We start from the raw sequence: 23,307 nt of genomic DNA, 5'->3' as shown, positions 1-23,307 counted from the left end.
ATATGAGAAATGAGAAAATCTGAAATGGTTCAATAATGCATAAGTTTAAAGATTTCATAGTTTGGCAAAAAGCAAGAGAATTGGTAAAAGTGGTTTATCAATTAACTTCGATGGTGCCGGATGAAGAAAAATTTGGCTTGATTTCACAAATAAATCGCGCAGCTGTTTCCATTCCTGCTAATATAGCTGAGGGAAGTGGAAGAAAAACCAATATTGATTTTTGTAGATTTCTTGATATTGCAAATGGAAGTTCTTTTGAATTGGAAACTTTACTCATTTTATGTGTAGATCTATCTTATTTATCAGAAAAGGATTTGATTCCTGTTCAGGAGCTTAATCAGGAAATTCAGAAGATGATATATTCTCTGAAACAAAAGTTGAATAAAAATTAATCAGATAACTCATAAATCTAATATCTCAAATCTAATATCTCAAATCTAAATCAAATGGCAGACAAGATATTAAAAGAATTAACGATAAAGGTTTGGCGTCAGAAGAATGCTAAAGCCCAAGGTAAGTTTGAGACTTACAAAATTAATGATATTTCAACCGGAACTTCTTTTTTAGAGATGCTTGACATCCTGAATGAAGAGTTGGTTAATGGTGGAACTGAGCCGATTGCTTTCGATCACGATTGTAGAGAAGGAATTTGTGGAATGTGCAGCTTGTTCATTGATGGACGTGCTCACGGACCAGACGATGACATTACTACTTGTCAGTTGCACATGCGTAAATTCGAAGATGGCGCAACCATTACAATTGAGCCTTGGAGAGCCGGAGCATTTCCGGTAATCAAAGATTTAATTGTAGACCGTACTGCATTCGAGAAAATTCTTCAGTCGGGTGGATACATTTCAGTTAATACTGGAGGTGTACCTGATGGGAATGCAATTCTAATTTCTCAGGATGATGCTGAGGAAGCAATGGATGCTGCTGCTTGTATTGGTTGTGGTGCTTGTGTTGCAACCTGTAAAAACTCATCGGCAATGTTGTTCGTTTCTGCTAAGGTATCTCACCTTGCAAAACTTCCTCAAGGCCGCGTTGAAGCAGCTCGTCGTGCAAAAAGCATGGTTGCAAAAATGGATGAGATGGGATTTGGTAACTGTACCAATACCGGAGCTTGTGAGGTAGAATGTCCTAAGGGAATTTCAATCGCAAACATCGCTCGTTTGAACCGTGAGTTCTTAACAGCAAAAATTAAGGATTAATTTAGACTGTAATCCAAATATCGAGAGCGTTACCTAAGGGTGACGCTCTTTTTTTCTTCTCTTTTTGCGAATGGTTTTCCTGTCTTTTTTACAGACTCGAACGCTTACCAAAAAAACTCCTTGGTTAAGATTGCCAATTTTCTTTGCTGCCGATTTGGATAGATCTATTATTCTCCCCTTTGCATATGGCCCACGATCGTTAATACGAACGATTACAGCCTTTTTATTGTCCAGATTAACCACTTTTACCAAAGTGCCAAAAGGAAGGCTTCTGTGAGCTGCAGTATAGTTTTTGTGATGATATCTTTCTCCGCAAGCAGTTCGTTTTCCTTCAAATCTGTCGGCATAGAAACTGGCTTTTCCAATTTGAACCGCTGTATTCGTTTTTTGAGCATGCAAATTGAATTGCAGCAGGGTGAAGCAAATTATCATAGACAAACGAAACATCATATTTAAAAGCTTTTTGCGTTAATACAAAAAATCCGGCCAAACGACCGGATTTCAATTTTTTATGAACAGCTGTTAGCTGCCTGCCTGATTCATATAATATGCTTCGTGAGCTACTTTATTAACCACGTGATTCACGAAATACATGTCGTACATCGAGCTGAAAATCTCAGCCATTTTATCGCGGGTATCTTGTCCTAATAGTTCCGAAAGAACAACAACTGAATCATCAGCAAAAGTAATTTTTAAATCACGGCCTTTTCTACAGAATACAGCGTCAGCTTCGGTTGACTCGCCACTGTTGTTGATTACTTCAATAACAGCACCTTCCTCTAAAACACCATCGCGGTATACCATGTACGAATCGCTGGTTGAATTCTTAACAATCTCGATAATTCCGATTGCCAGTTTGTATTCGTAGGCTCTGCTGTTTGTACTATCTCCTTTTGTGAATTGCATTTCTTCTTTAAAAAGAACATCTTCCCCGTTTTTAAGGTTGTAAGCATAAGAAACAGTATCTCCGTGTGAGAATTTAATACCTACAGAGTAATCATCAATAAATGAAAATTTAGATTCGTACTCAAAGTTTAGGTTGTTGTTTATAGACCAATCAACGAATAATTCACCGGCAGGAACGCTATCCACCTCAATAGCTGAATTTAAAAGATAATCAAAGCTAAATCCTTCTCCTGCAGAAAATGAATAGTTGTACTGAGTTGTAGTGATCACAAAATCATTTACCAATACGCTGTCACCATCTTCTGTCATATACAGCTTCCAAGGATTTCCAGCTTTTTCTTTAGGCAATTTAACAATGAAATTTTCACTGTCACCTGTTTTTTCAAACTTTGAGTTGTAACCCATTTTTGTTTCGGTAGTTGCAGCAGGTATAGCTGCACTGTATTCGTAAACACCTTTTACATCATCAAGAGTGATATTTGCAGAAAATCTGGTATCGTCTCCTTGTTTTGTTGTACCGGCAACAGTTTCCGGATCGTTCATTGTAATGATATCAAATCCTTTCGAGCTGGTAATTTCATCAACTGCAGTAGTTAAACTAACAGTCTTTTCTTTTAAGGACTGCTCTAAAGAAAGACCCTTCTCCGGATTATTATCTGAATTGTCTGAACAGCTAAAAAGAACTGCAGAAAAAAATAATAATGCACCAACGGCAATAATGTTTCGTTTCATATCTAAAAATTTAAATTATAAGTTTTTGAAATCAATATAAAACCAACTTAGATTGATTTAAAGAATCATTTTAAATTAACGTTACTTACTTATGCAAATAGGATACCAATTCACTTTATTTGGTTTGTTTCTTTTAAAATATGAAATGTAATACATTGAAGATTAAGTGATAAAATTCTTTGTTTCGGATGGGGTAAAATTATTTTAAAGAAAAATTTAAATTCATTTTGTGGAGAATTGGAGACAGTTGTGTAGAATAAGTCTACACAAGAAAGTCAGGAATCCAACAGCAGATTTTTTGATTCAGTAAGTTTTGACCGTGAAATCAACATTGTGAATAATGGGATTTATTTTATGGGGGCAAGTAGATCGTATCTGCGCTTTATTTCTTTAAAATCTTTCCAGGTGACTTGTTTTTTCGAGGGATCTCTAAGAAGAGCCGAAGGATGATAAACAGCGGTAATCAAGAAGCCTTTTCGCTCGAACCAGACTCCTCTTTCACGTGTAATTCTGAAGGATGAATCAATGATTTCCTGAGCTGCAATTCTCCCTAAGCAAACGACTATTTTCGGACGAATAAGCCGTACTTGATTTCGCAGGTAAGGGAGACATGTTTTTTTCTCATTTTCTTCCGGATCCCGGTTGTTGGGTGGTCGGCATTTAACAATGTTGGCAATATAAACATCTTCTCTTTTTAGATCTATTGCTTGTAATATTTTATCAAAGAGTTGTCCGGCTTTTCCAACAAAGGGGACACCTGTCTCATCTTCCTGTTGTCCGGGTCCTTCGCCAATGAACATTAGCCGGGCATTTCGGTTGCCTGTACCAATTACTACTTTGTTTCTCGTTTTGCAGAGCTTACATTTGGTGCAATTATTACATTCCTGAATTAATTCTTTCCATTCAAGCATATGTATTTGTTTTAAGAGGTTAGATTCCGATACAAATTAACATCAAAACATGCCTTATAAAAAGTTTCTTTTCAGCTATATCTTCGTTAAAAAAGATGCATCGTAACATGGCTGTGCTTTACTTTTTTGCCTCGGTACAGCTTAAAATTAATTCATTTTAATTAAAGTCTGTTTTGAAATTAAATGGGTATAAAAATACGATGAAAGCAGGATGATAATTTTATTCTTTTTGTATTGTTTGAGCCTGTATCTGTTCCTTTTTGCGCTTTACTGCAGCCAAATGATCTGCTACTGATTTGTTATTGTCCTCTATAATTGTAGTCAGCAATCCGGCAAATTCTTTGTACTGGCTTGGTTTTGCCTTTGCCATTGATTGAAGATAAACAGAAAGTTCATTGTTGATTAAATCTCTCAGATCTTTGGCAAGAGCTGTTGCCGATTTTGTTTTTTTCCGATCAACCGTATTTTCAATAAATTCCAGGTTAGACAATTCAAAATCGGACTGAGAGCTTTGCAGGTTCGCAAGTAATTTGTCTAAATCGGGTATCGAAGCTCTTTCTTCGGCTAATTCAGGAGCCGTTAAATCGACTAACATAGCGTTAATGTTCGCACTTTCGTTGATATAGGTGTACTCAGTAATCTCTATTCCAAACCGATCCAATATCTTTTTTATCCGCAAAGCTTTTTTTTGATTTTCATCTGGTCTTCGGTTGCATCTGGCCATTACTTCATAAAACACGGCACGTACATCTGCGTCGCGTATTGCATCTTTCTCCTTCCTGTCATTGTGCACACCACCCCGGTTAATCGAGTCAATCAACTCATTGGTTATAAGCAAAAGTTTTTTAAAAATATCCGTGTAATAGTGATCCTCTTTTATTGTATATTTTTGAAATAAAGAGATAAGCTTGTTACCAATTTCGGCACAATGTTTTGTAGAGGAGTTAGAATTTATTTTCATAAGTGGGGAAACGATTAATTTTTGACAACGAAAAAACTAAATTACATAAAATTATCAAAACAGATGAAATATATTTATTTATGATGATAAATTACGATTCGGTATGTGCTCGTTATTCAAGATAATGCGCGATGCCGGCTTTTTTAAACTACTTTGTGTTGATACTATTTGCAGGTTTATCCGAATTGCGCACTCTGATATTGGAATTTGGCAGCCGGTAATCAATATTAGGCATTCGGATACCCGATTAAGTAAGCGATCTGTTAAATTTCACGTTCTGTTTGTAGAAATAGCAATTTGCACCAAAGAATTCATCATTCTGGCATCAGAATGGCCAATTTGTTTCATCCGATAAGCTTTTCTGATACCCGAATATTCAATTTTATTCTTCTATTCTGCAATTCATAAATCAGAATGGCCAATTTTATTGAGAACCCGTCTTTTCTGAATTTAGGATGTGCCAAAATGGGGGAGTGCTCGTATTATTAAGGAACTATTTATCCGTTAAAAATGCCGTTGCTTACCTATTTTAACCAGCTTTTGTAATTTAAAAAGATTTGGATTTAATTGTTTACTCAAATCTACGGAGATAATACTTTTTTTCATTGGAAGAGTAATAACCTAAAACGAAGTAATCGTTTACCTTGAATATAGTTTGAGTTGATTGAGGCGTTTTAATTGTGCCGACGAATTCTTTTATTTTGTCAAAAGGATTTGGGCTTGAATTGCCGGTCACATGTTCCAAATTTTGTTTGTCAAAAAGGCATTTGAAATAAACCGAACGACTATTTGCATAGGATGAGTAAGAATTCATAGTATAATTTGGGACGGCATAATATGCTCCGCCGGATACCAAAGGAACCGCAACAGCTCCAACGAGTCCCATGGCGATCAAACTTCCCGTTGAAGGAGATTCCTTAATTCCGCCCAATAACACTTCCAGATTGTTACCGGTTTCGTATACACTAATGCCTAAATATCCCGTAAGCAGCTTTCTCAAAACCTGTTTTGTTTTGTCTAATTCCCTTTCGGAAGTGCTAAATCCATTTCCGTCAATTTTTTGAAGTAAAGCAGAGTTTCTGAAATAGATTTCCTCTTCGCTTTTTACGCTGTATGTTTTAAGTAAGCTGTCCGTTTTAAGGCTGTGAACCGTAAAACACAATCCGGTTTTATTTACTATTAGTTGATAAAGCTTATTACCATGGATGTAAGAATTCGATAAAGTTGCCAGCCTATTTGTTTTTTCAAGTTCTCCCTGCTTAAAGTTTTTTGATGTATAGGTGTAATTGTTAAGGTCAATGGTAATTAGGGTCGTTTTGTCCTTCTCTCCGTCAAAGCTCAATACTATTTTATCATCGTAGCAGTAGAGTTTGTTTTCTTCGGATGTAATATCCAGTGAATTTGGATTGCTGCATTCAATTCTTTTAATGTTGGTAGTGGTTGTTGCACTGGGAGTATCGTAAAGATCATCGGCAATTCGATCGGGTTTTGAATTTGCCGAAAGAATTTTTGTAAAATCATGCTCAATACAAACAGCAGGTTCGCATCCCTCAAACACACGTAATTTGTAAATGGAAGAGTAATAGATACGACTCAAAATATAGAGTTTGTTTTTGTAAGAAACAGATTCAAGATATTCTTCGCGATTGAGCTTGAGAGGGATTTTGTATTCCTTACTTGTATTGTTATTTAAATCAATGGTTTTAACCAGAAACTCCGTTTTCCTCTTGTTGGTGAAAAACAGATTGCACTCATTTTGGACAACTGTATTTCCGATTAAAATTTTAAACTTTCCGTTTGGTCTTGGGCACTTACAGGAATTTAAAGGTTCATAATTTTTGCTGTAAGTCAGAGCATTTATCGTATCGTTGTCAATTAAGAATAAGGCTATTTTACCCGACAAATCATCTAAAACAGGATATACATCTCTTCTGTCGGAAAGGTAGGAGCGCAGGCAAATGTCCTGTTCCATTAAAATATCCTGAGAGTAGGAGTTGACGGTTAATAGCAATAGAAGGAAGAGAATGGCGTATGTTTTCATTGGACTGTTTTCTTGTTGGCTAAGCAATAGTTTTATCTGTTATTTCAACTTAAAATTAATCGGAGCGATCATGTATACTTTTACTGGCTTTCCATTTTTTATGGCTGGTTTCCAGCCTTTGCATTTTTGTACAGCTTTGGCCGCAGCTTGGTTTAAATTTGGCTCAACACCTCTGAAAATATGGATGTCGGAAGGATCTCCCTGTTCCGAGACAGCAAAAAGGATCAGAACACAACCGCCAATTCCCTTTTTAGAGCAAGTTTTCGGATACTCTACAAATTCTGCCAGGTCGGTTGGTAAGTCAGATGGATGATCTTTATTTTGAGCTAAAGTATCTGCATTAGCATAAGAGTTGCTTGGCCAAAAATGTTTTTCTCCATCAGTAATATATGATTTAGTTAAAACTCCCAGTTGATAAGAATCGATGCCAGTAAGAATTCCATCGGTATAAGTCATCCATTGTCCGTGCTTTAGTAAGGGGAATAAGTTGGTTGCAATTCCTTTCCGCCAGAGTTTTCTTTTGTAGTTATAATCTTCAACTTGATATCCTCCGGGTATTTTCGTAAAGTTTCGCCTAAACGATTTATTTTCGTATTTCACGATATAGGAGTTCTTATCTTTTACTTTAATGGTACGATTAACGACTAGTTTCCAGTCTCCATTTAGTAAGATTAACTCGCTCATAGTTGAGCTTTTCTCATTTTTTTTCTTAACGATTACCTGAAAGTCGGCTTCTTCAATAGTTGGTACCGGCTGATGTTTTTTAAAGTAAACAGTAGTATCCTGTTGTGCAAGTGCGCACTGAGCTCCGATAAACAGTATAAGAATGGTAAGGATGTTCTTCATGAATTTGTATTTCCTATTAATAATAGGGTACGAATATAATATTTATTTACATATTTCAGATTATTTAAGGAAAGTAACCCTATTTAAACGAAGGTTGATATCAGTTAAATAGGATTTGGTAAAAAATGAAAGTGTCTGTATGCGAATGCCAAATTTGATATCCTTATTTTTTGTATCTTCGTACTAACCATTGCCACACTAATTGTTAAATATTGACTTAGATGCCTTACAGAAGACTACCAAATACTGATTCTGCACGTGTACGTGCTTTAAAATCTGCCCTTGATATTAGTTACAGAATAAATCGTTTTGAACTGGCTTTTTCTTTTCTGCTTTTGCAGAAAATAGAGACGTTTTTGCCTCATTACGAATTGGCAATTAGAAATCAGCGTCAGGCACTTAGTCAGCAATCCATCAGAAGTAAAGAATACAACGAGAAGCTGCGTAAAGCGCGATTGTATGTTTCTCATTTTATTCAGGTTTTGAATTTCACAATTATCAGAGGTGAAATGAAACCTGAGATTCGGGAATTTTACGGATTAAAAACCAGTTCGAAAGCAGCTCCGTCCTTATTACAGGATGTAAAAGTAATTGAGTGGGGAGAGAAATTGATAAAAGGAGAACAAGAGCGAATGAGAATGGGAGGGAATCCAATTTACAGTCCTTCGATTGCATTGGTAAGAGTAAATTGTGAGAACTTTAAACAGGCATTTAACAATCAAAAAACATTACAGAATAATACACATCGGTTTTCGGAAAAAGTGGCAGAATATCGCGATGAGGCTGATAGTTTGATTCTTTCTCTTTGGAACGAGGTGGAAGCTAAATTTGCTGATTTGCCGGATGAAAAGAAAAGGGAGAAATCATCGGAATATGGAATTGTTTATGTTTGGCGTAAAGGTGAAAAAGAGAAATTGAAACAAATAAAACAAGCTGAAGAAGTCTCACTCACTTTGCCTTTCTCTCGATCTATGAAGGCTGAATAGCAACAGTGTAAGGATTATCATTGAGATAAATCCACTAATCCAGATGCTTGCATCATTGCCACCAAATTTTTCAATGTCTTCGGGTAATTTCCCTTTATTGATGAAATAAGACACGCAAACAGCCATTCCGTTATTGATCAAATGTGCTAAAATAGGAACCCATAAACTTTTTGTCCATACCAGTAGATAGCCAAACAGAATTCCCATTGCCATTCTCGGTATCAAACCAAAGAATTGCATGTGCAGAGCTGCGAAAAGAAAAGCTGTTATAATGATTCCCCAATGCACGTTTTTAGTCATGTTAGAGAAGATTCGCTGAATAACTCCCCGAAACAAAAGTTCTTCTCCCAAGGCAGGAATTACCGCAATTAAAATCAAATTTACAAGCAGATCAAAAGGTGTTTCCATCACCAAAAATTTCTTGGTGATGATTTCGGCCTGATCTTCGCTATGTCTCATCCATTCTTCAACTCCCGAAAGAAATTCAGGCAGCTGCAAATGAGAGTTGATATCTGCAAGTAGATTGATCGCCGGCAAGGCCGCAATAATTGTTAGTGTTGCTAACAGGTATTGAGAAGACGAAGACTTTCGGTCTAAAAAAAGATAGGACAGCACTTTGTTATTCAGTAACCATGCGATGATAAAAGGTGGAATAATGAACATACCTGTAGAGTAGATCGACTGATAAAATTTAAGAACAGAAATGTTCACAGAAGCACCATTTATATCCAGGCTTGTCGCGTCGGTGAAGATATTGACATCAAAAATAAGATAGGCCAGTACACTGCCGGCAAACATGCACAACATAAAAGAACCAACTACTACAAGTAGACTCATCATTAATTGCGAAAGCGGGGAGTAATGGCTCAACGATCCTTTTAGCATAGAGTTTCTGTTTTTAGTTTGATGAACAAAAGTAGCAAATAGTATCAAGATTTACAGACAGACAAAGCGCATTTAAGAAATTCATTTTGTTGCTTGCCGGACTATTTGGCTTTTCGACTTTCGACCTTTCACGACTATTAAGACTTTCTATTATCTTTGCAGCCTGATAAAAAAGAAAAGAAAGTGAAGATAGGAAATCTGGATTTAGGAGAACGGCCGGTATTGTTGGCACCAATGGAGGATGTTACCAATCCGCCTTTTAGGGTTTTGTGCAAGCGTTATGGTGCGGATTTGATGTATACTGAATTTATTTCGGCGGATGCATTGATTCGTTCGGTAAACCGTACCATGAAAAAATTGACCATTTTGGACGAGGAGCGCCCTGTTGCCATTCAAATTTATGGTAAAGATGTTGATCCAATGGCTGAGGCTGCTAAAATTGTTGAAGCTGCCAATCCGGAATTTTTAGATTTGAATTTTGGCTGCCCGGTGCGTAAAGTGGCCACTAAAGGAGCTGGTTCGGGCATGATGAGAAATGTACCGCAGATGCTGAAAATTACCGAAGCAGTTGTTAAGGCGGTAAATATACCGGTAACGGTAAAAACCCGTTTGGGTTGGGATGAAGATTCAAAGATCATTGTTGAGTTGGCAGAACAATTGCAGGATGTGGGTATTCAAGGTTTAACCATTCACGGCAGAACCCGGTGCCAAATGTACAAAGGGGAAGCAGACTGGACTTTGATTGGAGATGTGAAAAATAATCAGCGCATGCACATTCCAATTATTGGAAACGGTGATATTACAAATCCTGTAAAAGCAAAGGAAGCTTTCGATAAGTACGGAGTTGATGCAATCATGATTGGTCGTGCTTCGGTAGGTAAGCCATGGATTTTCAGAGATATAAAGCACTATTTTAATACAGGTGAATTGTTGCCTCCTGCAACAGTATCGCAACAGGTGGAAATGCTAAAAGAACAAATTGATGCTGCCATTGAGTGGATTGATGAAAAGCGCGGTATTTTGCACATGAGAAGACATATGGCTGGCATGTTTAAAGGTTTGGTGAATTTTAAGCAAACCCGGATTGATATGCTTAGAGCCAATCATTATGCCGATTTAATGCCGATATTGGATCGGATTTCGATGGAATGGGGCAATCTCCAAATAGATGATGAATAAAAAAAGACGCTTCAGCGTCTTTTTTGTTATTTGATTATTTTGGGAAGTTCTTTTACGAAATAGTCAGGATTGAAAATTTCATAACTTTCAGTTCGCCTGCTCCAGTACATCTCCACTTTTTCGAGATATGCATTCTGTAATTTCCGGATCTGATCTTCATTCAATTCAAGTTCCGCCGTGAAGGTGGTGAATTTGTACTTAGGATATTCTTTCGGTTCAAAATCTTCAGCATACTGTAGTTCAATACTCTCTCCGTTCGAAAGGCTAAACAGCATTTTCGATTTTTTGGTGATGAATCCAAAAAATCGAAACCCTTCAGCATCCATAATTTTCCAATTGGTTTTTAGTATTACTTTTCCCTCTTTAGAGATGATTTGAAAATCAGCTTTGACCTGATTATTGATATCCGAGAATTTATTTAATTTTTCGCTAATGCCTTTAATAACAGTCTGAGACTCCAATTCAGCATCAATAATTACTAAAGGCTTGGCAATTTCTTCAGCAGATTTTATTGGAACAACAGGTTCTTCTACCTTTTTAATTTCCTCGTATTTCCAGGTGCCGTTATCAAACAAAAGAACGACTTTTCCTTCCGGAGTTCTTAATTTTAGCTGCGCATTTATCTGGCTGATTGTGCCTAAGAGCAGAATGGACAGAATTAAAATATTTTTCATACAATTGAATTATTCAGTGATTTGTGGGATTGCTTTAATGAAATAAGAAGGATTCACAACCTTATATTCTTCAGCTCTGCGGCTCCAGTTCATTGTCGCTTTCATTACAATTTTGTTTTGAAGCAATTTAAGCTGATCTTTGGTTAAATCCAGTTGAGCAGAATAGGTAGAAAATCCATATTGACTAAATTCCTTTGGCTCAAATTCATTCATGTAAACCAAATCAACAATTTGTCCTCCAAGTAATTCCAGACTTAGTTTGGTTTCTTTTTTAATATAGCCAAAGTACGAATACGCTTCGCCGGTCATAATTTTCCAATCAGTTTGAAGAGTAGCTTTTCCATCCTTAGAGCGAAGAGTAAAATCGCATCGGACAATGTTTTTATTCTTAAAATACTTTAGAAGTTTTGCACTTGGGCCTTCAATAAAAGTGATTTTCTCAACATCGGCTTCTTTTAGTACAAGAGGTTCATTTGAAATTCTTGTTTCTTCAATTGCAGCTTGTACTGTATTTCCGGTTTGCTGAGCTGGGTTTTCTCCTGAAACACTTACATCAGCATATTTCCATGTGCCGTTTTCATAAAGAATCACAACTTTTCCTTTCGAAGTAAGAGCAGTTTCCTGCGCGTTAGCAAGTAAGGAGAACCCAAATGCCAAAAAGCAAACAACAATAATTTTTTTCATTTCAATAATTATTAAAAAGTTCTTCTTGAAATGGACAATTTGTCCATTCAGAAATTTAAAACGGTATAGCAGGTAGTTTGGTATCCTGACAATCCAAATTAATTGAATTGCAGGAAACGTTTGGTGATGTAGCGAACCGGATAGCGTGATGCGGCATATCCTATTGAAACAACAGTTGTAAAGATGATAAAAATATCGGTAAAATGAACATCAACGGGATAGGAATCCATTATAAAAGCTCCGTTTCCAGATAGGGTAATCAAACCAAATTTTATCTGTAAAAAGCAGATAGCAAGACCTAATCCTACGCCAATAGCTGCACCTAACAGAGAGATAAGCCAACCTTCAAGCAGAAATATTTTTTGGATTGTTTTTTCTTCAGCACCCATGCTTCTTAGTGTAGCAATGTCATTTTTTTTATCCAAAATAAGCATGGTTAACGAACCAATTACATTAAAGGATGCAATGACAAGAATAAAAGCTAAAATAAAGAAAATGGCCATTTTTTCCGATTGCATCATTTTAAATAAAACATCGTGCAGTTCGAATCGGTTTTTTACTACAAAATCGTCACCTAAAAGAACTTGAATTTGTTCCTTTGCATTTTCTACTTCATCCTGATTTTTAATGGAGAGTTCAATACCACTCACCTCATTGGTGTAGTCGAATAATTTTCTGGCAAAATCCAGAGGAACCAATACATATTGAGAGTCAAAATCTTGTTGAATGGAAAAATATCCTGAAGGATACAGATATTCAGTCGAAAATGCATTCATTGGGTTCAATCCCAATTTTGCATTGCGTTTGGGTACATAAAACTTAATGTAGTTGGTAAAAGTGAGCCCCACACCAAGATCCCGGGCAACACCGTAGCCAAGTACAGCAAACTGATGCTTTCCACTATTCAGCAAAAAATTTCCCTCAACCATCATGGTGTCGATGCCGGTCATTAAGATAAACTCCTCATCTACACCTTTTATGATTGCAGGGCGTTGTTTGTTTCCGTATTTAAGAAGGGCATTTTCTTCCAGCACTTCGGAGTAGAAAACCACATTTTCCATTTTCCTGATTTGCTGGAAAGTAGAATCAGGAACAAAGGTTTTGCCTGTACTTGGAAGAATTTTTAAATCAGGATCGAAGCTGCCAAAAAGGTCACGGATCAATCCATCAAAACCATTGAATACAGAAAGAACAATTACCAGAGCCATAGTTCCAATTGCAACACCAATAACCGATATCATCGAAATGACATTGATTACATTCTGTTTTTTTTTCGAAAACAGATAACGTTTGGCAATATGGAAGGGAAGGTTCAAGTAATTTACATTGACTTAAGAGAAGTACTGCTGTTTGTGAGCTGCATTATGAAAGCAAGTTGTTGATGTTTTCGATATAATCTAACGAATCATCAACAAAAAATGCCAATTCAGGAACTATTCTAAGTTGTTTCCCAACCTTATTTCCAAGAATTCTGCGAACATTCTTTGTGTTCATCTTAATTAATTTCATCGTCTCTTCAGTTTCACTGGAAGGGAAAATGCTAAGATATACTTTTGCAAGTCCTAAATCCGGACTAATACGAACAGTAGTAACCGAAATCATTTTACCACCAAAAAGATTTCTCGACTCCATCTGAAATATCTCACTTAAATCCTTTAGCAGCAATCTTGAAACTTTGCTTTGTCTTGTAGTTTCCATAAATAATGTTCTAATTTTTTTACAAAGATAGAATAAAAGTCTGGAAGAGTGGGAAAGTAGTAAAAGTCTTGAATAGTAAAATGTGGATGGAATTAAATTAGTGCACTTTCCTCTATTATTAATTCGTCATTCTTAATTTATAATTGAATAGCTACCTTTGCGCCTTATGGCAGATTTGTTTGAATATGGATATTGGGGATTGTTTGTGGCAAGTTTTTTGGCAGCTACTATATTGCCGTTTAGTTCCGAAGCAATTTTAAGCCTTTTTGTTTATTCTGGTTACGATATATCTGTAACCATTGCTGTTGCCAGTCTTGGGAATTGGCTGGGAGGAGTGTTAACCTACTATTTGGGTTATTTGGGAAAGTGGGAATGGATCGAAAAATTTCTTCGCATAAATCAGGCGAAGGCCGAAAAAACAAAACTGTTTCTTCAGAATAAAGGAAGCGCACTGGCCTTTTTTGCTTTCCTGCCTTTTGTTGGAGATATTATTCCTTTGGGATTGGGCTTATTGAGAAGTAAGCCTGTTTGGGTTGCCCTTTTTATGGCTGCCGGGAAATTGTGCCGGTATATTGTGTGGGCGTGGATTACACTGCAAATAATTAATGCCTAAGCAAGACAAATAAGAACAAATCTTCTTCATATTAGCAGATTACCAATATTTTCAGGCCTTCAATATTTTTTTTGTTCGATTCGTTTCATAATTTTGCTGGATAATTTTTTTAAATATAAACGGCTCAATGCTTGGGCTATTAATAAAATCAGATCATGAATACAGTAGTTAGTGGAATTCGATCTACAGGAAATTTACACCTGGGGAACTATTTCGGAGCGATAAAGAATTTTGTTCAAATGCAGAACAATAACAATTGTTTTTTCTTTATAGCTGACTGGCATTCCTTGACTACACATCCGACTCCTGCTGATCTTCACTCAAATGTTAGAAGCGTATTGGCTGAATATTTAGCTTGCGGAATCGATCCTGAAAAAGCAACGATTTACGTGCAGAGTGATATTCCTGAAATTCCTGAGCTGTATTTGCTGATGAACATGAATGCATATCTGGGAGAACTGGAACGAACCACTTCTTTTAAAGATAAAGCACGTAAAAGCCCTGAGAATGTGAATGCCGGTTTGTTAACCTACCCGGTTTTAATGGCGGCGGATATTTTAATTCACAAAGCGCAAAGAGTACCGGTGGGGAAAGATCAGGAGCAGAATCTAGAGATGGCCCGTAAATTTGCAAAAAGATTCAATAACACATACGGGGAAGAAACCTTCCCAATTCCTCAGCCTTATTCGTTCACCGGAGAATTTGTGAAAATTCCGGGATTGGATGGATCCGGGAAAATGGGTAAATCGGAAGGAAATGCAATCGGCTTGGTCGAAGATCCAAAAGAGATTCGTAAAAAGGTAATGAAAGCAGTTTCGGATAGTGGTCCAACAACTATGAATCAGGAAAAACCGGAAGCAATTCAAAATTTATTTACTCTAATGGACGTGGTTTCGACCAAAGATACTTACGATTTCTTCAACGATAAATACAACAACTGTGAGGTTCGTTACGGTGATCTCAAAAAGCAGTTGGCCGAAGATATCATTAATTTTACAGCGCCAATCAGAGAGCGTTTTCTTGATATCTATCAGGATGATGCTTACCTAAGGAAAGTAACTCAGCAAGGAGCCGAAAAAGCCCGCGAAAGCGCAGCTAAAACTCTTGAAGAGGTTCGCAGGTTAATTGGTTTTCGTAAATTCTAAAAAGTACGATTATACAGATATAAAAAATGCCATTCCGTACGGAGTGGCATTTCTTTTACAGGGCGTTTCATATTGGGGCGGACTTTTCGTTTTTACTTCTTAATTTATGAATTGCTTCGCAAAAGAAAATAGGTTGAGGGGCAAGTACTTTTCCCGAATTCTATGGTTAAATCAAGAATTTCCGGTTAAAGTTTAAATTAATTTTATACTGCAATGCGAATATTCTGCAAGTAATTATCTTTGCCGGATTACTGTTTAACGTAGAGGTAACTTGTGATGCGTTTGCACATACTTAAAATTTTATATTGTTTGTTCGCCTTCTAAAAACGGACATACTTTGAAATTGGATTCTGAGGGATAAAACTGCAGAGTTTGAATTATAAACAGGAGGTAAGTTTTGCAATTAAAATATCGTCGAAAATTTATCGTTTAATTAATGAGAATGAACAAAAAATGAAAGGGATTGATTAGAATTTTATCTTGATTTGCTGATTCAAGATAATAAATCTTAATTTTGCTTCATTAAACAGTAGGTATAATTTTTGGGTTAACAGATACAATCAAGTGGTTATAGCCTAAAAATGTATGTAATTACAATCAAATATTAGATTTTAAAAATGAATATATTGATATTTCCAATCAGGTTCTTATACAAACTATATTTCTTTCTTTATTTCGTAATAACATTATTGCTTTTTTATCCGGTATTTAAGTATTTGTTATCCAAAAAAGAACGTTTCCCAAAGGCTTTTAAGGTGATAAAAGTGTATGCAAAGGTATGGCTTTACGGATCAGGAATATTTCTTCGGGTGAAGGGAAGAGAGAATATAATTACCGGTCAGCCATTTCTAATCTGCTCCAATCACAGCTCTTTTATCGATCCGGCAACATTGTATATTATTTTCGATCAGCACTTTGTGTTTACAGGTAAAAAAGAGATTGAAAAATGGCCTTTGTTTCACATTTTTTATACCTCAGGGATGAATATTTTGGTAGACAGACACAATCGTTTGGGAGCGCTAAAAAGTTTTAAGAAAATGATGGATGTAATTGCAGAGGGCTATCCATTGGTAATTTTGCCTGAAGGAACCATTCCTCAAAATGCTCCTAATTTGGGAGAATTTAAACCTGGAGCTGTGTCCATTGCCATACAAACGGGGATTCCGATATTGCCAATTACTCAAACTACCAATTGGAAAAGATTGCAGCGGGGAACTATGTTTAAAGGCAATGCGAGTCCTGGTATTGCCGAGGTAATTATTCATCCGTTAATTCCAACTACAGGATTAACCAAACAGGATGCGGAAGCATTATCGGAAAAGCTGCGGAATGTAATTAATAAGCCTTTGCAAGAGAAATATGGTATTTAACCTTTAATAGGAATGGTAAAAAAGAATTGGGAGCCAACACCTTTTTCCGATTCCATCCATATCTCACCTCCGAGTAATTCTACATAGGCTTTGGTTATCGATAAGCCAAGACCAGAACCTTCAATTGCTTTGGTGTTTTCCAGATCTACCCGAGTGAATCGTTCAAAGATGCTTTTTTGTACATTTTGTGGTATTCCAATTCCGGTATCCTTTACAAAGAATTCCAGTAAATCGGCCTTTTTTGTGCAGCCAAATGTAATTGAGCCTGAATTAGTATATTTTAGGGCATTATTAATTAAGTTGGTAAGAATAGAGGTCAACATTGTGTAATCAGTGAATATGAAAGATTCATCGACCGGCAGTAATGATTTGACTCTTAGCGTAATTTTTCTCTTGTTTGCATCGGGTAAGAAAAAAAGAAGTTGATTTTGGAGCAATTCGGTTACATTTACTTGCGAAATGCATTTAACGATTTGATTGGTTTCAATTTTCGAAATTTCAATAATGGCATTGATTGTTGCGAGCATTCGTTCCCCGCTCTGCGATATTATTTTAATGTATTTTTCGCGTTTTTCGCCACTTAATTTTGGTGTGCTTAACAAATCGGCAAACCCAAGGATGCCATTCATTGGAGTCCGGATCTCATGACTCATATTGGCTAAAAACGCTGTTTTCAATTTTTCACTTTCTTCTGCTTTTTCTTTAGCAGCAATCAGCTCATTTTCAATGTTTTTTTGTGCAGTTAAATCGATAAAGTTTGCAAGGAAGTCATCACCCAATACAATTCCGGATATTAAAATTTTCTTTATACTTCCATCCTTACAGGTTATATCGTATATATCCGGTGTAATGTCAGTTTTATATTTTATTCCATAGTCAATGGCTTTTTCCCAGTTGTCCATTACCCATTTCCTGTATTTAGGATCAGGATATGCCAATTGCGACCAATCATCCAGGTGAGGAATATCATTCAGAGTATAGCCGAAAGTATTTAAAAAACGATCGTTCAGATATTTAATTTTACCGCTTGTGATGTTCACAAGACTAAGAGGTATTGGAACCCGCTGAACAAAAGTTTTAAATTGACCTTCACTCTTTCTTAATGCTTTTTGTGCTTCCTTTTGATCGGTTATGTCCCGGTGAGCCAATACAATGTGGGTGACTTTCTCAAATTCATTTTTTATAGGATACACACGGGTTCTCAGCCATCGACTTTGGCTTTTATAAATAGAACCGGCTTCAATTTCTGATGTAAACTGATAATCAGGAATATCTAGTGTTTCTCCGGTATAAGCACGCTTGATATAGTTTAACATGCCCGATGAGCGAACCTGTGGACTTTTAAGAATATTAAATTTGAATAAAGTTATTTCTTTGGGTATTTGCCAAAGTTCTTCGTACGCTTTGTTAACAGAAATCTGTAATCCATTTAAATCATATATTTCCACAGTAAATGGAGATTGTTCCATTAACAGTCTGTATCTTTCTTCACTCTCTTTTAGTTCATCCTCCGCTTTTTTTCTCGAAGTAATGTCTTGAAATACACAATATGTTTTTTTAAATGTCCCATCAGGGTGGCAACCTGTGCAACCCTGCAGCGAGATGTATTTGTAGTGCCCTTTTTGATGTCTGATTTTAAAATGAACATCATTCACATAACCACAAACCTTAAATTTTGGAAAATTTGTATCAAAAACATGTTTCCAATCAGGATGAAGGAAATCACCGTAGTTCTTGTCAATTACATCTTTCTTTTTGTAGCCTAAAAACTTCAACCAGGTATTATTAACATCAACTATATTGCCATCGCTGTTTAAAGAGTGATAGGAAAGAGGCGCATTTTCGAAAAGGGTTTTGTATTTTTTCTCACTTTGCTTTAAGTGGTGATAATAATGCAAGCGATTTATTGTATCCCCTAATCTTCTGCTGATTTCAATAAATAATTTTTTTTCAAGTTGAGTCCACTCCCGTATTTTTGTACACTGATGAACTCCCATTAAATAATTAGTGTTATTTGAAATTGTTATGGCAGTAATCATTTCCGATTTAATATGAAGCTCCTCAATATAAGATTTGTTTTCTTCTGGTTCAGAGTAGGTTGAAACGGAAGTGTTATCGCCGGGATATTTTCTTTTTTCAAAAAGTTCTTGCCGGTAATTGTTTGCTATCTCGTTTTCGTCAAATATTGAAATACATGCTACACCGGGTTTAATAATTTCAACAGGTGGAAAATGAAATTGATCCTTTGTATTGTCAGAAGAAATAAAAAAAGTTCGGTCTGCTTTAAACACTTCCTGTACCACATTAAGTACATCGGAAATCATTTTTTCAATGTCTTTTGAAATTAGAGTAATCTGGTGTATTTTCTCGAGTGTATCAATGTAGGTGAAAAGATTTTGTTTCACCTCAACCTGTTCAGATATGTTGCGTGAAATACCAAGTATAAGTTTGTTACCGTTTTCATCTAATAAAGAGATACTAACTTCAACAGGAAATGTTGAACCATCTTTTCGTTTGTGATAGGTAGTTTGTTTGTAATTTTTTTCACGATTCAGAATTGAGAAAAATTCGAGAAGTTTTTCTTTGGTTTTGTACTCAGTATCAACGTCAAATAAAGATAGAGCAAGAAGCTCTTCTCTTGTGTATCCCAAATTAGCACAAGCCTGTTTGTTCACCTCAACCAACTTCCCATCAAGATTGAACAAATACATTGCGTCTCCTGAATTAAGGACTAAGGATCGGTATAAATTGGCGTGCTTTTGGTTGGGGATGGTCATTGCACAATCATTTTGGTTGAAAGCTTACTAAGATACAAAAAATAACAGGCTATGTCGCTTTATTTCAGGTTATTTAATTGGATTGAATGCAATTGAATTCTTTGTTTCCAGAACTGATCATACATAAAAGAACCCTATTAGGTAAAGCAATATTGCAGTATTAATATTTCAAGGCTGATTCAATTCCGTCAATTACCCGAAAAGCACCTTCTGCCAGAGCTTCCATTTCGTTTTCGCCCGGATAAACAAAGAAATCAGTAAGGTCTGAAACATATTCTTTTAAATCAGAAATAAAGCGCTCCGAATAGGCTATTCCACCAGTTATGATAATTCCATTCGCCTTGCATTTTAGAGCAACATGGTAAGCACCAATCTCTTTGGCAATTTGATAGACAAAAGCATCGTAAATCAGCTGTGCTTTTTCATTCCCTTCATCAATTAGTTTGAAAACATCACGTAAATCATCAACACCTAAGTAGGCTTTAAGTCCGCTATTTTTACTTAGCAGCGTTTCAACCTCTTTTCGAGGCATCGAGTAACATAAATCCATTACACCACGTGTGGGCAAAGCTCCGGCCCGGTTAGGCGAGAAAGGTCCCATTCCCATCAAAGCATCGTTTACATCTGCAATTTTGCCACCGTCAACTGCGGCAATGGAAATTCCGCCTCCCAAATGAGCAATAACATATTTGGCCTCTTCGAAAGGTATATTTTGTTGTTTTGCAATTTTCCGGGCAGTCATTTTCATATTTAAAGGATGCCCTCTTCGGTTTCGTTCAATGCCCGGCACACCTGATATACGTGCTTTTTCCCAGATGTTGCCGGCAGAAACAGGATCAACAGTAAAACTCTCATCGAGATTAAAATGTTTAGCCAGTTTATCGGCAAGCATACTTCCCAGATTCGAGGCATGATCGCCAAAGCTACCTGTTCTTGCGTCTTCAAGGAAGCTGTTGCTGATTGTGTAAGTTCCCCCTTCAAGAGGTTTTACAATGCCACCCCGGCCTACGATGCCAACCACAATTACATCCTTTTCTGATAACATTTTATCCAATCCGGCTTCTACCATTTGGTAGCGGTATTCAAACTGATCGGTAACTTTATGAAATTGATCGAGCTCCTTTTGCGAATGGCGGATGATATGTTCATTAATAAGCTCTGATCTGTTGTATAATGCGATTTTAGTAGATGTTGACCCTGGGTTGATTACGATGACAATTTCCTTTGGATTCATAGAGTAGGAGAGTTGAGTTTAAGATATGATTCTGAAAGTACGAAAAGAAACTCAATCATGAAATCATGCAAAGTATTTTTCGGGATTTAAATCGTGGTCAATAAGTTTTTTTTGCATTAAATTCGTTTTTTTACGTTCAACCAATCCTCAGTAGTCAAAAAACTTTCGTCCATATTCTGTATCATATTTTTGAATTTTTTCATTGGGACTGCATAACTCAATGTGTTTTCGGGAACATAAGGTCGGGCCGAAACATCAAACATCCCTAAAATAGCCTTCGGATTCTCCTTTTTGCTTTCCAGATAAGGGTAGGAGATAATTGAACCGCAACCCGATGAAAATGGTGCAATGTTCGTAAAAGGATCTGTTTGATCGAAGTTGGCTAATGTGAACAAGCCGGAAAGAACATCAGGAGCAGCAAAGAAAATCACTACATCGGGTTCATCCTTTTCATTGAGCAGATCCCAGCGTTTAAATGTAATGTATTTTGCCGTTGCAGCGAATACCGGAAACTGATCAATGGCCTGTTGAGCGATTTCAGGAGTCTTCAGATATTTCTCTTTACCAGTGGAAAGAAACATATTTAATCCGGCAGGACGACCGGCAAAACCGGAATAGCATTTTCCACCCATACACCCAAATGAATCGGCAGAAAAACTGGCCGCAGTTCCTTTTCGAACTTTGTGCAGAAGGGCAATGATACAGTTCCACGATTTGGCAACTATTTCCTGATCCTGAACCTTTTCATTGCTGTACCAAAAGCAGATAGGCAATTCGGTTTCGCTTCCGAAATATTTCGCCCATTTTGCAGTAAATTCTTCTTGAAGTTCTTTTTTCATAGCTTTAGCAGATTGGTTCTTATACAAATATCAGACTTGTTTGATGGACCGGCAACTGAAATGAATAGATTTTTAAGGATAAATACGTCATTATCCGAAACACGATAAAAATCGATCAACTCGCATAATTACAAAGCTTTCATGCATTTGTAAAGGCCTTCGGGAGCGTTATCTTATAAAAAAAGATATATTTGTATGGTATTAATCCGAAAGATGGTTTAGTTATGGACAGAGAATTATTAATTGAAAAATATAATGTGCCGGTGCCTCGGTACACAAGTTACCCTACTGTTCCTTTTTGGGGAGATCAGCGCCCGGAAGCGGGAGATTGGCTAAAAGTTGTAAAAAGGACTTTTGATGAATCGAATGCTTCGAAAGGAATTAGTATTTACATTCATTTGCCTTACTGTGAAAAGCTTTGTACTTATTGTGCCTGTACAAAAGTGATTACCCGTAATCACGGGGTAGAAGATCAATACATAGATGCTTTATTGAAGGAATGGCAAATTTATCTGAATACTTTTCAGGAGCAGCCAATTATTCGGGAGCTTCATTTGGGTGGTGGAACGCCAACTTTTTTCAATCCTGAAAATCTGAAAAAGTTAATCATTGGCCTGAAAAAGAATGCAAAACTGCATCCCGAGCATGAATTTAGCTTTGAGGGGCATCCGAATAATACCACCCGTGAGCATTTACAGGCTTTGTATGATGTTGGATTTCGAAGAGTGAGCTTTGGGGTTCAGGATTTCGATCCCGAGGTACAACGGGTAATTAACCGTCCGCAAAGTTTCGAAACTGTTAAGGAAGTAACTTTAGCTGCACGCGAGATAGGATATCATTCGGTAAACTTTGATTTAATTTATGGACTTCCTAAGCAGAAATTGACATCGGTGAGCGATACTTTTGAGAAGGTAGCGGAGCTGAAACCAGATCGGATTGCTTACTATTCATATGCTCATGTGCCTTGGAAAACAAAAGGTCAGCGCATTTTTACCGATGCCGATATTCCGGATAGTGCAGGAAAACGTGCTTTGTACGATTTGGGAAATGAGAAACTGGCTGAACTGGGCTACAGTGATGTGGGAATGGATCATTTTTCATTGCCTCACGACGAATTGTTCATTGCCCGCGAAGCCAGGCGGCTGCACCGTAATTTTATGGGATACAATACTTCGCACACCGAATTGCTGATTGGTTTGGGAGCTTCTTCCATATCAGATGCTAAATATGCTTACGCACAAAATGTAAAGCTGATTAAGGCTTACGAAGAGGCTTCAATGAAGAATGAACTTGATTTGGAAAAAGGCTACTTCCTAAGCGATGAGGATGTGATTGTAAAGTGTGCAATATTGGATATTACCTGTCGGCGCGAATTGCTTTTTACCGATGATTTAAAAGCTTATTTGCCGGCAAGCATTAATGAAGAACTGCAGGTATTAGCCGATGAGGGAATTATTATTGTTGATGATGAAAAATTGGTGGTAACCGATTTGGGTATGATCTTCCTAAGAAATATTGCCAAGCTCTTCGATAACAAACTGCGTGCTGCCAAAAGTGGTGGAGACAACATGTTTTCGAAGTCAATTTAAGGCAGAAAAAAAATAGAAAAATCCGGTAA

The 23,307-nt window shown here is 36.8% G+C and carries 23 protein-coding genes; 9 read left to right on the top strand and 14 right to left on the bottom strand.

What is annotated here, in order from left to right; genetic code table 11:
• Positions 1-35: 35 nt before the first annotated feature.
• Together ACY0M5_RS02080 and ACY0M5_RS02075 are read left to right on the top strand one after the other, a co-directional pair.
• Positions 36-392, top strand: a complete 357-nt coding sequence (locus ACY0M5_RS02080) for a four helix bundle protein (RefSeq protein WP_156194879.1) — start codon at positions 36-38, stop codon at positions 390-392.
• A 54-nt stretch (positions 393-446) separates the two neighbouring features.
• Positions 447-1,208: a succinate dehydrogenase/fumarate reductase iron-sulfur subunit gene (locus ACY0M5_RS02075; protein ID WP_101309702.1), complete on the top strand. Its 762-nt coding sequence runs from the start codon at positions 447-449 to the stop codon at positions 1,206-1,208.
• A 33-nt stretch (positions 1,209-1,241) separates the two neighbouring features.
• Here ACY0M5_RS02075 and ACY0M5_RS02070 read toward each other — a convergent pair whose 3' ends face one another.
• The 4 genes from ACY0M5_RS02070 to ACY0M5_RS02055 all read right to left on the bottom strand — a co-directional run bounded on the left by ACY0M5_RS02070 (position 1,242) and on the right by ACY0M5_RS02055 (position 4,718).
• The gene (locus tag ACY0M5_RS02070; RefSeq protein WP_461630653.1) at positions 1,242-1,658 is read right to left on the bottom strand and encodes a septal ring lytic transglycosylase RlpA family protein; all 417 of its coding nucleotides are present in this window, start codon (positions 1,656-1,658) and stop codon (positions 1,242-1,244) included.
• Positions 1,659-1,730: 72 nt separating this feature from the next.
• Positions 1,731-2,846, bottom strand: a complete 1,116-nt coding sequence (locus ACY0M5_RS02065) for a hypothetical protein (protein WP_124994530.1) — start codon at positions 2,844-2,846, stop codon at positions 1,731-1,733.
• Positions 2,847-3,193: 347 nt separating this feature from the next.
• Positions 3,194-3,757 (bottom strand): uracil-DNA glycosylase, encoded by a 564-nt coding sequence (locus tag ACY0M5_RS02060; protein WP_156194882.1) that lies wholly within the window; start codon positions 3,755-3,757, stop codon positions 3,194-3,196.
• A 220-nt stretch (positions 3,758-3,977) separates the two neighbouring features.
• On the bottom strand, positions 3,978-4,718 hold the full coding sequence (locus ACY0M5_RS02055) for a DUF6261 family protein (RefSeq protein WP_461630652.1): 741 nt from the start codon (positions 4,716-4,718) through the stop codon (positions 3,978-3,980).
• 103 nt (positions 4,719-4,821) lie between these two features.
• Between ACY0M5_RS02055 and ACY0M5_RS02050 the strand changes: the two genes are divergently transcribed.
• Positions 4,822-5,073, top strand: coding sequence for a hypothetical protein (locus ACY0M5_RS02050; protein WP_461630651.1), 252 nt, complete (start codon positions 4,822-4,824; stop codon positions 5,071-5,073).
• 216 nt (positions 5,074-5,289) lie between these two features.
• Here the strand turns inward: ACY0M5_RS02050 and ACY0M5_RS02045 are convergent, their stop codons facing one another.
• Both ACY0M5_RS02045 and ACY0M5_RS02040 read right to left on the bottom strand, forming a co-directional pair.
• Positions 5,290-6,759, bottom strand: coding sequence for a hypothetical protein (locus ACY0M5_RS02045; protein WP_461630650.1), 1,470 nt, complete (start codon positions 6,757-6,759; stop codon positions 5,290-5,292).
• Positions 6,760-6,798: 39 nt separating this feature from the next.
• Positions 6,799-7,605, bottom strand: a complete 807-nt coding sequence (locus ACY0M5_RS02040; RefSeq protein ID WP_461630649.1) for an energy transducer TonB — start codon at positions 7,603-7,605, stop codon at positions 6,799-6,801.
• Between the two features lie 221 nt (positions 7,606-7,826).
• Between ACY0M5_RS02040 and ACY0M5_RS02035 the strand changes: the two genes are divergently transcribed.
• Complete coding sequence (locus ACY0M5_RS02035) at positions 7,827-8,591, top strand: hypothetical protein (RefSeq protein WP_461630648.1); 765 nt, start codon at positions 7,827-7,829, stop codon at positions 8,589-8,591.
• Here ACY0M5_RS02035 and ACY0M5_RS02030 read toward each other — a convergent pair.
• A complete protein-coding gene (locus ACY0M5_RS02030; protein ID WP_461630647.1) occupies positions 8,550-9,476 on the bottom strand; it encodes a lysostaphin resistance A-like protein in 927 nt (308 codons plus the stop codon). The two genes, ACY0M5_RS02035 and ACY0M5_RS02030, sit on opposite strands and share 42 nt — an antisense overlap.
• Before the next feature lie 183 nt (positions 9,477-9,659).
• Between ACY0M5_RS02030 and dusB the strand changes: the two genes are divergently transcribed.
• Positions 9,660-10,655, top strand: coding sequence for a tRNA dihydrouridine synthase DusB (gene dusB, locus ACY0M5_RS02025; RefSeq protein ID WP_124994538.1), 996 nt, complete (start codon positions 9,660-9,662; stop codon positions 10,653-10,655).
• Positions 10,656-10,681: 26 nt separating this feature from the next.
• Here dusB and ACY0M5_RS02020 read toward each other — a convergent pair whose 3' ends face one another.
• The 4 genes from ACY0M5_RS02020 to rbfA all read right to left on the bottom strand — a co-directional run bounded on the left by ACY0M5_RS02020 (position 10,682) and on the right by rbfA (position 13,711).
• Positions 10,682-11,329: a hypothetical protein gene (locus ACY0M5_RS02020; protein ID WP_461630646.1), complete on the bottom strand. Its 648-nt coding sequence runs from the start codon at positions 11,327-11,329 to the stop codon at positions 10,682-10,684.
• 9 nt (positions 11,330-11,338) lie between these two features.
• Positions 11,339-12,013, bottom strand: a complete 675-nt coding sequence (locus ACY0M5_RS02015; RefSeq protein WP_461630645.1) for a hypothetical protein — start codon at positions 12,011-12,013, stop codon at positions 11,339-11,341.
• A 98-nt stretch (positions 12,014-12,111) separates the two neighbouring features.
• The gene (locus tag ACY0M5_RS02010) at positions 12,112-13,254 is read right to left on the bottom strand and encodes an ABC transporter permease (RefSeq protein WP_461630644.1); all 1,143 of its coding nucleotides are present in this window, start codon (positions 13,252-13,254) and stop codon (positions 12,112-12,114) included.
• A 121-nt stretch (positions 13,255-13,375) separates the two neighbouring features.
• Positions 13,376-13,711, bottom strand: a complete 336-nt coding sequence (gene rbfA / locus ACY0M5_RS02005; protein ID WP_124994542.1) for a 30S ribosome-binding factor RbfA — start codon at positions 13,709-13,711, stop codon at positions 13,376-13,378.
• Positions 13,712-13,877: 166 nt separating this feature from the next.
• Between rbfA and ACY0M5_RS02000 the strand changes: the two genes are divergently transcribed.
• From ACY0M5_RS02000 to ACY0M5_RS01990, 3 genes are all read left to right on the top strand, one after another.
• Positions 13,878-14,324, top strand: a complete 447-nt coding sequence (locus ACY0M5_RS02000) for a YqaA family protein (RefSeq protein WP_124994543.1) — start codon at positions 13,878-13,880, stop codon at positions 14,322-14,324.
• A 155-nt stretch (positions 14,325-14,479) separates the two neighbouring features.
• Positions 14,480-15,469 (top strand): tryptophan--tRNA ligase, encoded by a 990-nt coding sequence (gene trpS / locus ACY0M5_RS01995; RefSeq protein ID WP_461630643.1) that lies wholly within the window; start codon positions 14,480-14,482, stop codon positions 15,467-15,469.
• 617 nt (positions 15,470-16,086) lie between these two features.
• Positions 16,087-16,839, top strand: a complete 753-nt coding sequence (locus ACY0M5_RS01990; protein WP_461630642.1) for a lysophospholipid acyltransferase family protein — start codon at positions 16,087-16,089, stop codon at positions 16,837-16,839.
• Here the strand turns inward: ACY0M5_RS01990 and ACY0M5_RS01985 are convergent.
• The 3 genes from ACY0M5_RS01985 to ACY0M5_RS01975 all read right to left on the bottom strand — a co-directional run bounded on the left by ACY0M5_RS01985 (position 16,836) and on the right by ACY0M5_RS01975 (position 21,689).
• On the bottom strand, positions 16,836-19,616 hold the full coding sequence (locus ACY0M5_RS01985; protein ID WP_461630641.1) for a PAS domain-containing sensor histidine kinase: 2,781 nt from the start codon (positions 19,614-19,616) through the stop codon (positions 16,836-16,838). The two genes, ACY0M5_RS01990 and ACY0M5_RS01985, sit on opposite strands and share 4 nt — an antisense overlap.
• 160 nt (positions 19,617-19,776) lie before the next feature.
• Positions 19,777-20,850, bottom strand: coding sequence for a butyrate kinase (buk, locus tag ACY0M5_RS01980; RefSeq protein ID WP_124994547.1), 1,074 nt, complete (start codon positions 20,848-20,850; stop codon positions 19,777-19,779).
• Between the two features lie 116 nt (positions 20,851-20,966).
• Positions 20,967-21,689 carry a DUF169 domain-containing protein gene (locus ACY0M5_RS01975; protein WP_461630640.1) on the bottom strand — a complete coding sequence of 241 codons (723 nt, stop codon included), beginning with the start codon at positions 21,687-21,689 and terminating at the stop codon, positions 20,967-20,969.
• 224 nt (positions 21,690-21,913) lie between these two features.
• Here ACY0M5_RS01975 and hemN point away from each other — a divergent pair, with 224 nt between their 5' ends.
• Positions 21,914-23,278: an oxygen-independent coproporphyrinogen III oxidase gene (gene hemN / locus ACY0M5_RS01970; protein ID WP_461630639.1), complete on the top strand. Its 1,365-nt coding sequence runs from the start codon at positions 21,914-21,916 to the stop codon at positions 23,276-23,278.
• Positions 23,279-23,307 lie beyond the last annotated feature (29 nt).

Origin of the sequence: Labilibaculum euxinicum (assembly GCF_963678175.1) — a bacterium.
GTDB classification, from domain to species: Bacteria; Bacteroidota; Bacteroidia; order Bacteroidales; family Marinifilaceae; genus Labilibaculum; species Labilibaculum euxinus.
The sequence above is the reverse complement of the archived record's forward strand: the minus strand, read 5'-3'. Positions and strand labels throughout refer to the sequence as shown.